This window comes from Vibrio sp. T20, from assembly GCF_007858795.1.
Taxonomy (GTDB): domain Bacteria; phylum Pseudomonadota; class Gammaproteobacteria; order Enterobacterales; family Vibrionaceae; genus Vibrio; species Vibrio satsumensis.
On sequence record NZ_VFEB01000200.1, the window covers coordinates 1 to 284 of the forward strand.

Annotated in this window: 1 pseudogene; it reads left to right on the top strand. The window is 44.4% G+C overall.

Annotation, left to right across the window (positions count from 1 at the left end):
• A pseudogene (locus FTW16_RS21255) lies at window positions 1-284 on the top strand (GTPase HflX); the annotation flags it as partial.

Sequence of the window (284 nt, forward strand, 5' to 3'; positions counted from 1 at the left end):
CAGGTAAGCTTGCCGAAATTGCACATCTAACTGGTTACCAAGGCTCTATTGAAGAAGCTGAAGATGAAGACTTTCTTGATGAGTCGGGTTTGTTTGATTCTGAAATCGATGAGCTAGATTTTGATGATCTTCCAACGGGCAACTTCCAATACGGTGCCGCTGATGTTGTGGTATTTGACTGTGATTTAAGTCCATCTCAAATGCGTACTGTTGAGGCGAGTTTGGGTGTGGAAGTATTTGACCGTACTGGCATCATCATCGAAATCTTCAGCCGTCACGCTCGT